This is a genomic window from Amphibacillus indicireducens, from assembly GCF_039539605.1.
Taxonomy (GTDB): Bacteria; Bacillota; Bacilli; order Bacillales; family Amphibacillaceae; genus Amphibacillus; species Amphibacillus indicireducens.
The window spans coordinates 44,021-53,716 of sequence record NZ_BAABDL010000050.1 but is presented as its reverse complement, the minus strand read 5'-3'; the positions used below and the strand labels follow the sequence as shown (position 1 = coordinate 53,716).

Annotated in this window: 16 protein-coding genes; all 16 read right to left on the bottom strand. The window is 37.0% G+C overall.

Annotated features, from left to right (window positions below):
- Positions 1-257: 257 nt before the first annotated feature.
- Complete coding sequence (locus ABD814_RS04840; RefSeq protein WP_344910909.1) at positions 258-638, bottom strand: retropepsin-like aspartic protease; 381 nt, start codon at positions 636-638, stop codon at positions 258-260.
- The gene (locus tag ABD814_RS04835; protein WP_344910906.1) at positions 635-883 is read right to left on the bottom strand and encodes a hypothetical protein; all 249 of its coding nucleotides are present in this window, start codon (positions 881-883) and stop codon (positions 635-637) included. The genes ABD814_RS04840 and ABD814_RS04835 overlap by 4 nt, the downstream gene beginning before the upstream one ends.
- Positions 884-1,009: 126 nt before the next feature.
- On the bottom strand, positions 1,010-1,402 hold the full coding sequence (gene rpsI / locus ABD814_RS04830; protein ID WP_344910903.1) for a 30S ribosomal protein S9: 393 nt from the start codon (positions 1,400-1,402) through the stop codon (positions 1,010-1,012).
- 20 nt (positions 1,403-1,422) lie between these two features.
- A complete protein-coding gene (gene rplM, locus ABD814_RS04825; RefSeq protein WP_344910901.1) occupies positions 1,423-1,860 on the bottom strand; it encodes a 50S ribosomal protein L13 in 438 nt (145 codons plus the stop codon).
- 192 nt (positions 1,861-2,052) lie between these two features.
- On the bottom strand, positions 2,053-2,802 hold the full coding sequence (gene truA / locus ABD814_RS04820; RefSeq protein WP_344910898.1) for a tRNA pseudouridine(38-40) synthase TruA: 750 nt from the start codon (positions 2,800-2,802) through the stop codon (positions 2,053-2,055).
- A gap of 12 nt (positions 2,803-2,814) precedes the next feature.
- Positions 2,815-3,612 carry an energy-coupling factor transporter transmembrane component T family protein gene (locus tag ABD814_RS04815; RefSeq protein ID WP_344910895.1) on the bottom strand — a complete coding sequence of 266 codons (798 nt, stop codon included), beginning with the start codon at positions 3,610-3,612 and terminating at the stop codon, positions 2,815-2,817.
- Entirely contained in the window at positions 3,605-4,477 is an 873-nt protein-coding gene (locus ABD814_RS04810) for an energy-coupling factor ABC transporter ATP-binding protein (RefSeq protein ID WP_344910893.1), read from the bottom strand. Before ABD814_RS04810 ends, ABD814_RS04815 begins: the two co-directional genes overlap by 8 nt.
- Positions 4,453-5,292, bottom strand: coding sequence for an energy-coupling factor ABC transporter ATP-binding protein (locus tag ABD814_RS04805; protein ID WP_344910891.1), 840 nt, complete (start codon positions 5,290-5,292; stop codon positions 4,453-4,455). Before ABD814_RS04805 ends, ABD814_RS04810 begins: the two co-directional genes overlap by 25 nt.
- Before the next feature lie 465 nt (positions 5,293-5,757).
- A complete protein-coding gene (rplQ, locus tag ABD814_RS04800; RefSeq protein WP_344910889.1) occupies positions 5,758-6,111 on the bottom strand; it encodes a 50S ribosomal protein L17 in 354 nt (117 codons plus the stop codon).
- Positions 6,112-6,153: 42 nt separating this feature from the next.
- A complete protein-coding gene (locus ABD814_RS04795) occupies positions 6,154-7,098 on the bottom strand; it encodes a DNA-directed RNA polymerase subunit alpha (RefSeq protein ID WP_344910887.1) in 945 nt (314 codons plus the stop codon).
- A gap of 226 nt (positions 7,099-7,324) precedes the next feature.
- Positions 7,325-7,714, bottom strand: coding sequence for a 30S ribosomal protein S11 (gene rpsK / locus ABD814_RS04790; protein ID WP_344910884.1), 390 nt, complete (start codon positions 7,712-7,714; stop codon positions 7,325-7,327).
- 25 nt (positions 7,715-7,739) lie between these two features.
- Positions 7,740-8,102 carry a 30S ribosomal protein S13 gene (gene rpsM, locus ABD814_RS04785; protein ID WP_344910882.1) on the bottom strand — a complete coding sequence of 121 codons (363 nt, stop codon included), beginning with the start codon at positions 8,100-8,102 and terminating at the stop codon, positions 7,740-7,742.
- Positions 8,103-8,126: 24 nt separating this feature from the next.
- A complete protein-coding gene (rpmJ, locus tag ABD814_RS04780; RefSeq protein ID WP_003156543.1) occupies positions 8,127-8,240 on the bottom strand; it encodes a 50S ribosomal protein L36 in 114 nt (37 codons plus the stop codon).
- Between the two features lie 33 nt (positions 8,241-8,273).
- Positions 8,274-8,492: a translation initiation factor IF-1 gene (gene infA, locus ABD814_RS04775; protein ID WP_015008885.1), complete on the bottom strand. Its 219-nt coding sequence runs from the start codon at positions 8,490-8,492 to the stop codon at positions 8,274-8,276.
- Between the two features lie 36 nt (positions 8,493-8,528).
- Positions 8,529-8,798, bottom strand: a complete 270-nt coding sequence (locus ABD814_RS04770; RefSeq protein WP_425549054.1) for a KOW domain-containing RNA-binding protein — start codon at positions 8,796-8,798, stop codon at positions 8,529-8,531.
- A gap of 211 nt (positions 8,799-9,009) precedes the next feature.
- Positions 9,010-9,660, bottom strand: a complete 651-nt coding sequence (locus ABD814_RS04765; protein WP_344910879.1) for an adenylate kinase — start codon at positions 9,658-9,660, stop codon at positions 9,010-9,012.
- Between the last annotated feature and the right edge of the window lie 36 nt (positions 9,661-9,696).

Sequence of the window (9,696 nt, the reverse complement as noted above, 5' to 3'; positions counted from 1 at the left end):
AAGCTACAGCTACTACTGTCTTCACTGTTCGGGACTTTCACCCTATAGTCTGAACCCATGCTGGGCACACGATGAAAAAGATCCATTTTTATTCAAAATGGATCTTTTTTTGTTTCTACTCCACTATCCTGCCCGTTAGTTGAACAAGATTTGAGAATTTTATTAAATAAAAACACCTCAATATGTAATGTATTCATACCCTAATAATACTTCACTAACTAATCTCATAAATTATGTCATAGCTTATTATATTTTTATTAATTCCTTTGAATTAAAGTCAATTTTCCCAAATCTAGAATAAACTGACCATGTATTAAAATATCAAGTCCTATGAGGCCATTTATATCCCAATCACCTAGATAACCAAAGTCTAGTTTCATTTCCGTTATTTCATAAGAATCCAGCTTTATCGAATCAACTTGCTTTTGAAATGAATATTCTTCACCACCTATACCAAAAGAACTTACCAAAGGATCACCATTTTCAAAGTAAATACCAATATCATCAACTACATCTGATGATATTAAGGTATGTGCTGCTCCGGTATCAACTATAAGCTTGTCTACTAATTTAGTTTTACCCCTGTAAGAAATCAACATTTCAACCTCAAGCAGTTGATTCACTAACTCAAGCTTCATAGTCTAATTCCTCTCAAGCCAATTGGATTTCTCATTTCAATCACAATTTCTTCTGTACCTGTATGATATACAATCACATCATCCCTCGTACGGAGCAATTCTTTAGTAGCCGTTTTGGAATCCTTAATAATATCAATTAAAGCAACGTCTGTTACTATTTTCTTATTGTTTTTCATGTGAAAATTAAGGATGTTAAGTTTTACATATTGGTCTGGGTATAGTCTACGAACTTCTTCCCACTTCATTTAAAACCACTCCTTATTTCAATTCTTATCCACATCATAGCACACTCTCCGGCAATTATTAAATAAAAAACTAAAAAAAGACCCTTCCACCGAAGTGAAAAGAGTCTTTGAAATATTGATTGATTTTTATCGCTTAGAGAATTGTGGTGCACGGCGCGCTGATTTAAGACCGTATTTGTAACGTTCTTTCATTCTAGCGTCACGTGTTAAGAATCCAGCTCTCTTTAATGATGGACGGTATTCAGGGTCAACCTCTAATAATGCACGAGCAACTCCGTGACGGATTGCTCCAGCTTGTCCTGTGAATCCTCCACCATGTACATTTACTAAAACATCATAACTACCTTCTGTTTCTGTAGTTACTAATGGTTGTTTAATAATAGTACGTAGTGTTTCATATGGGAAATATTCTTCCGCATCACGATTATTTACAATGATACGTCCAGTACCAGGGACTAAACGTACACGAGCAGTTGATTTTTTACGGCGTCCGGTGCCATAATATTGTACTTGTGCCACGATCAATTACCTCCTTTTAATTATCCACGAAGTTCGTAAACTTCAGGTTTTTGAGCTTGGTGGTTATGCTCTGCACCAGGGTATACATGTAACTTTTTAGCCATTTTTCGGCCAAGTGTACCTTTTGGTAGCATACCTTTAATTGTTAGCTCTAACATTTTATCCGAATGTTTTTCACGCATTTCACCAGCAGTACGAGCTCTCAGACCACCTGAGTAACCTGAGTGACGGTAATACATTTTGTCATTTAGTTTATTTCCTGTTAATTCGATTTTCGCTGCATTTACAATAATTACGTAATCGCCAGTATCCACATGAGGTGTGAACGTTGGTTTATGCTTACCGCGAAGAATTGTTGCAACTTCACTCGCTAGTCGACCAAGTGTCTGACCTTCAGCATCAACCACAAGCCATTTACGTTCAACATTTGCGTCATTTGCCATGTAAGTTGTCCGCATACTTATAACCTCCTAATTGGTCATTCAATTCATATTATTTTGTTGTTTCATTTGGTATATTTTAAATTTCTACACAATTAACTTTCCGGGGCCAATCGTGGTCTAGAAATAAAATGCCATAGATCATATTATAACAAATCACTAATAAAGTCAATACTTTAGTCGACTTTTGTTGATTAAATCAGTCTTTTTTTATTTTTCAGCTTCATACTCAACATGATTCAAGTATAAACCTTGTGCAGGTGCTGTTTTTCCTGCTTGAGAACGGTCTTTGCTACTAATAATCCTCTGAATATCTGTAACTGGACGTTTGCCTTGTCCTATCTCGATTAAAGTTCCAACAATAATTCGTACCATATTGTAAAGAAAACCATTGCCCGTAAATGATAAAATTAATTTATCTTTATCTTTCGTACAATTCGCTTCGTAAATCGTTCTAATTTTATCACCTTTAACGTAACTATTCGCTGCACAAAAAGCGGTAAAATCATGTTCACCGATTAAATCAGCACATGCTTGGTTAATCAATGATATATCTAATTTTATTGGCATATACGTACTATAGTTTGCCTCAAATGGGCTCGGATCATCGCTATTTAAAATAACGTATTGATATGTTTTTTTAATCGCATCATAGCGCGCATGGAAAGAAGGTGTCGTTTCTTTTACTTTCAAAATAACGATATCATCAGGCAGAAGTGAATTTAATGCTTTCTTCCAATTCGATTCTGGAATGACTAGTTCACTATCGAAGTGGAAAACTTGTCTATGTGCATGAACGCCAGCATCTGTACGCCCAGAAGCAGTTATCTTCACCGGCCTACCTTGATGCATTTTTTCCAGAGCTCGCTCAATCACCGCTTGAATCGTCACTCGATCTGGTTGGATTTGATAACCTGCATAATTTGAACCATCATAACTGACAATTGCTTGATAACGCATTGTTCATCTCCTTTACTGCCTTAAGACGAATAAACCGATCAGCGTAATGATAAAGATTAAAATTGCAAACCAATCTAGTCTGAGAATTTTTAGCTCTCTTAGTTTTGTCCGGCCTTCGCCACCTTGATAGCCTCGTGCTTCCATCGCCATTGCTAATTCCTCTGCTCGTTTAAATGCACTGACAAACAATGGAACTAATAGCGGTACGACTGCCTGAATGCGATCCTTAATCGGTCCTGTTCTAAAGTCAACACCTCGAGATGCTTGCGCTTTTGAGATTTTATCGGTTTCCTGCATTAGCGTTGGAATAAATCTTAGTGAGATCGACATCATTAATGCTAACTCATGAACCGGGAATTTTATTTTTTTAAGTGGATTGAGCAATGTTTCAATCGCATCAGTAATTTCAATCGGTGTCGTTGTCAGTGTTAAAAGTGATGTGACTAAGATCAACAAGAAAAAACGTAATGAAATAAAAAAACCTTGGATCAGTGCTTCTGAATAAATAGGAAAGCCAAAGATATCAAATAGTACCTCTCCTTCCTTTGTTACAAATAAATGTAGCACAAAGGTAAAAATAATCAAAAACCATACAGGGGTTAATCCTTTGGCAATATACCTTAATTTGACTTTCGTCATTAATGCACTCCCAAATGCAAATAAAGTAAGCCAAGCATAACTTAGAAGATTATTTGCAAAAAAGACAACGACAATAAATGAAAAAATAATCATAATTTTTGTTCTTGGATCTAAGCGATGAACTTTAGAATCATTCGGGATATACTGTCCGATAATGAGTGAACTAGACATCGTGTTTCACCTCTTTAAACGCTTCGATAACTTCTCTCGCTAGCTGATCAATCGACTGATTATGATAGCTTAACTTTTTACCAAATTTAGCTTCAAAATCTTGAATAAACTGAATGATTTCTGGTGTATCTAATTGCACTTGTTCTAATTCAGTCTTTTGAACGAAAATATCAGCTGGTTTGCCTTCAATTTTCATTTGACCGTCTTCTAAAATAATCACATGGTCTGCATATTTTAATGCGTCTTCCATGCTATGAGTAACAAGAATCGTCGTTAGATTTTTACGTTGATGGAGATCATAAAACATATCCATAATCTCCTGTTGCCCTTTAGGGTCTAATCCAGCGGTTGGTTCATCCAAGACTAATACACTTGGTTCCATAGCTAATATACCAGCAATCGCTACGCGTCTCATTTGTCCACCACTCAGATCAAATGGGGATCGATCAAGCAATTCCATCGATAAACCTACAGCTTTCATAACTTCTGGAATGCGCTTGTTTATTTCATCTTGACTGACTCCGAAGTTTTCCGGACCAAATCCAATATCTTTCTCGATTGTTTCCTCAAATAATTGATGTTCTGGATATTGAAACACGACACCAACTTGTCGACGTAATTCTTTAATATTTTCTAGTTTTTGATTGGCTTGAATTGAGTATTCACCAACCTTAACTTCGCCTTTCGTCGGTCGAAGCAAACCATTTAAATGTTGAATTAATGTTGACTTCCCCGAACCTGTGTGGCCGATAATCGCGACATACGAACCAGATTTAATCGTAAAGTTGAGATCCTTTAGCGCTTTATATTCAAAAGGGCCATTAGGTTGATACGTATAGCTTACTTGTTTAAATGATATGTCCATAGCTCATCTAATAACTCCTTTTGATTTAATGGTTGTTGACTAAATGGAACGTGTTCTTTATTTAATGCATTGGTTAACTTTCCGACAAAGGGTACATCAAGACCAATTCCCTGTAACGCTTCCTCTTTTGCAAATAGCGCTCTAGGAGTTGTCTCTAACCAAACCTTCCCTTGATTCATAACCATGACGCGATCTGCTGCTATAATCTCATTTAGATCATGCGTGATCGTCACTAAGCTTAACTGATTTGTCTGGATCAAGTCATTAACCGTTTGAATGATTTCTTTTCGTCCTTTAGGGTCGAGCATTGCCGTCGCCTCATCTAAGATAATCACGTCCGGTCTAACAGCTAGTACTCCTGCAATTGCTACTCGTTGCTTTTGTCCTCCTGATAATCGGTGGGGTTCATGTAAATAGTAGTCTGACATCCGTACGGCTTCAAGACTTTCATTTATTGCTTGGACCATTTGATCACGATCAACACCACGATTCTCCAATCCAAATGCGACATCATCCCGGACGGTAGTTCCGACAAATTGATTGTCTGGATTTTGAAAAACCATCCCTACTTTTTTGCGCACGTCCCAAACAGTTTCAGCGGTCAACTTTATGCCGTGGATAATGATCTCACCTTGTTCGGGAAATAATAACCCGTTCATCAGTTTAGCGATGGTCGATTTCCCAGAACCATTATGACCGATAATTGCTAACCACTCGTCTGACTTGATCGTAAAGCTTACGTCTTCTAGAACCCATGGTTGCTCTTCTGAATATCTGAAATAGACATTACGGAATTGAATTTCATTTTGACTCACTAATATCCCCCCACATTACGACAAAATATTTCCCAGGAAATAATCTCGTTAGGAATTTTTTTATTAAATAAACTTCAGTATTATTTATTCAGTAGACCATCATTAATGATCAATTTTTTTAATATAACAGCCAATTACTAAATTAACTCAATTTTTTAAAAATTCATCTGAAAATTACAGAATAAAGTACTGGTTAGAAATTAGCTTGCTTTATATTTTAGCATATTTCATCCATGTTAGCTGATTAAACTCTGAAAGTTACACAATTTTATTGCTATGTAGTGCTTTGCATCTCTGTTATTTATTATGTTCTACAATCGTTTATATTGCAAGGTTATCCACTCGTGGTAGAGATCTCATCAGTGACAGTCTACTGAATAGAATCAAACGCTTATTCATACAAAAAAAGGGCTTGGATTTATCTCGCTAAGAGACCTTATCCTGCCCTTCATTGATCATATGAAGTTAAACTAACTCAATAATCGCCATTTTTGCCCCATCACCTTTGCGTGGGCCAAGCTTTAAGACGCGAGTGTAACCACCTTGGCGGTCTTCATAGCGTGAAGCGAGATCATTAAATAACTTTTGAATGACGTCTTCAGTTTCGTTTGCTTCTTTCTTATAAAGAAATGAAGCTGCTTGACGACGAGCATGAAGGTCTCCGCGTTTACCTAATGTAATCATTTTTTCAACTGTTGAGCGTAGCTCTTTCGCTTTAGCTTCAGTTGTTTCTAAGCGCTCATGAACAATTAAGTCTGATGCAAGATTTCTTAATAATGCTAATCGTACATCAGTTGTTCTTCCTAATTTTCTAGCCATCGACTACCCCTCCTTTTTCGGAATCTGTCTCGATTTAGAAGATTAATCTTCCGTTCGCAAGCTTAAGTCTAAATCTGATAGCTTATTTTTCACTTCTTCAAGTGATTTGCGACCTAAATTACGAACTTTCATCATATCATCTTCTGTTTTTATTGTAAGCTCTTGTACGGTGTTAATCCCCGCACGCTTTAAACAGTTATATGAACGTACAGATAAATCTAACTCTTCGATTGTCATCTCTAGTACTTTTTCTTTTTGGTCTTCTTCTTTTTCAATCATGATTTCAGCATTTTGTGCCTCATCAGTTAAACCAACAAATAGATTCAAGTGTTCAGTAAGGATTTTTGCTCCTAGAGCAACAGCTTCTTCAGGACGAATACTACCATCTGTCCACACATCTAATGTTAATTTATCATAATTAGTTATTTGACCAACACGTGTGTTTTCAACTTGAAACGTTGCACGTGAGACTGGAGTAAAAATCGAGTCAACAGGAATCACACCGATTGGTAAATCGTCATGATTATTCGCTTCAGCTGGACGATAACCACGACCAACTTCAGCGGTCATCTTCATACGAAGTGCCCCGTTAGATCCTAATGTTGCAATGTGAAGATCCGGATTTAAAATTTCAACATCACTATCATAAGTGATATCCGCGGCTGTAACAACACCTTCACCTTGCACATCAATTTCTAGCGTTTTTACATCTTCTGAATAAATGTTTAAAGCGAGTTTCTTAAGATTAAGAATAATAGTTGTTACATCTTCTACAACGCCATCAATTGTTGAGAACTCATGAAGTACTCCATCAATTTGTACAGTTGTTATCGCTGCACCAGGAAGCGAGGACAGAAGAATACGACGCAGGGAGTTTCCAAGAGTCGTACCATATCCACGCTCTAATGGTTCTATGACGAACTTTCCAAATGTAGAATCTTCATTAACGTGTACAGTTTCAATTTTCGGCTTTTCAATTTCGATCATTTATAAAAACCCTCCTTTGAACGTCGAAATTGGGGTAGACCATTTCAATCTGTCTATCCTCAATTTCTTTCTAGGCAGTTTTATTGCTGCGCTACCTTCTATTCGTATATTTTTGTCTGTCAGTTCCGATCTGGTTGAGAATGTTAAAGCTAGACATCCTAAAACGTACTACTTTAAACGATCATAATCCATTATAGACATGCTGACAAATTCTATACGGATAAAATTATACACGGCGACGTTTTGGTGGGCGACAACCATTGTGAGGAACTGGTGTTGCATCAACAATGGCAGTAACTTCTAGTCCTACTGCTTGAAGTGAACGAATTGCCGCTTCACGACCTGCACCAGGGCCTTTAACTGTTACTTCTAAAGATTTCATACCGTGGTCTTGTGCAACTTTAGCTGCTGTTTCAGAAGCCATTTGTGCTGCAAAAGGTGTTGATTTTCTTGAACCTTTGAAGCCAAGTGATCCTGCACTACTCCAGCTAACTGCGTTACCTTGGGTATCAGTAATTGTAACAATTGTATTATTAAATGTTGAATGAATGTGTGCAATACCTGATTCAATCGTCTTTTTCACACGTTTTTTACGTGTATTTCTTTTCTGAGCCATTAGATCGTTTAACCTCCTTTAGATGTTATTTTTTATTAGAAACCGCGCGACCTCTACCTTTGCGTGTACGTGCGTTGTTCTTAGTATTTTGACCGCGAACTGGCAAGCCACGACGATGACGTAAGCCTCGGTATGAGCCAATTTCAACTAAGCGTTTAATGTTTAAAGAGACTTCACGACGAAGATCTCCCTCAGTTGTGTACTCATTTATGGCTGTACGAATACGGCTTAATTCATCTTCAGTTAAATCACGAACTCGAGTATCTGGTGATACATCTGCTGTTTTAAGAACTTTTTCAGCAGTTGAAGTTCCGATACCATAAATATATGTTAATGAAATAACGATTCGTTTTTCACGTGGAATATCTACTCCTGCAATACGTGCCATAGTGATCATGCACCTCCTTGTTTTTTAGCCTTGTTTTTGTTTATGCTTTGGATTCTCGCAAATTACCATTACTTTTCCTTTACGACGAATAACTTTACATTTTTCGCATATTGGTTTAACAGATGGTCTTACTTTCATCTTGTATACCTCCTCTATTATCGGAGTAAGTTGTTATTTATAACGGTACGTAATACGTCCTTTTGTTAAATCATATGGAGAAAGTTCAACCGTTACTTTGTCTCCCGGCAAAATACGAATAAAGTGCATCCGAATCTTACCTGAAACATGAGCGAGTACGGTGTGACCATTCTCTAATTCCACTTTAAACATGGCGTTCGGTAATGTATCAATAACAGTACCTTCTACCTCAATTGCTTCTTCTTTCACCATCAAGTTGATCTCCCTTCTTTAAATCAGTCACTTTTTTCATTGACAAACTTCGATATAGTTACGTAGCTTACCGTTTGTAACGCGACCAGTTGCTAGAAGGCTATTTTGAACCTCAGGAGAAATGAAGTGTGTTGGAATCATATGATTGATGTTATCCTTCGGTCGATCATACTTCCGTTTCTCTCCGTCTACAAGCAGTTGATCGTGACCATTAACAAAATGAATCATCACAAATTTTACTGCTTTTCGTCCTTGTAATATCGCTACTGCTTGATTTACATTTGGACGTGACTCCATGTCATTCAAACATGTTCACCTTCATTTAGACTTTTGTTTCTAAATCATATTTTTAAAATATGCTTTAACAAAGTTTAATTTTACCATATTTAGCCGTCAAAATCAATTGATCTACCGGCGAAATCACGCATCCGGTCTACTCGATATGGTAAACGTGCTATATCGTTAGTAAAATGACTGACGTCTATTTACATCGAATCATTTACTGAACTAAATTGATTTATGATAACGTTTGAAGTTCTTTATCTACATCTTCAAATACGTCATTTATATCTTGGTCACCATTTATCGTAACAAGGTTCCCTTTCCCTTGATAAAAGTCTAACAATGGTTGTGTTTGTTCTAAGTTGACTTCGATTCGATTAGCAACCGTCTCTGGTTGATCGTCTTCTCGTTGATCGAGTGTCGTACCATCTACGTCACATTTCTCAGCAACTTTTGGTGGATTGTAGATGACATGATAAGTTGCTCCACACGTCGGACAGACTCGACGACCTGTTAGTCGATCAAGAAGTTTATCCTTTGGAACATCGATATGAATCACATAGTCGATTGGCATATTTAATTCTGCTAAAAGTTGATCCAATGCTTCTGCTTGTTTCAGTGTTCTTGGAAAACCGTCTAGTAAATAGCCATTTTTACAATCATCTTTTGCCAATCTTTCACGAACAATACCAACTGTCACTTCATCAGGAACAAGTGCGCCTTGATCCATAAATGATTTTGCTTTTGCACCAAGTTCTGTCCCTTCCTTGATTGCTGATCTAAACATATCTCCAGTAGAAATATGAGGAATTTGGTATTTTTCAATTATCTTTTCTGCCTGTGTTCCTTTACCAGCACCTGGAAGACCCATTAATATTAAGTTCACTGCCATTCCCCTCGCTTCATAAATGTTTCAGTAAAG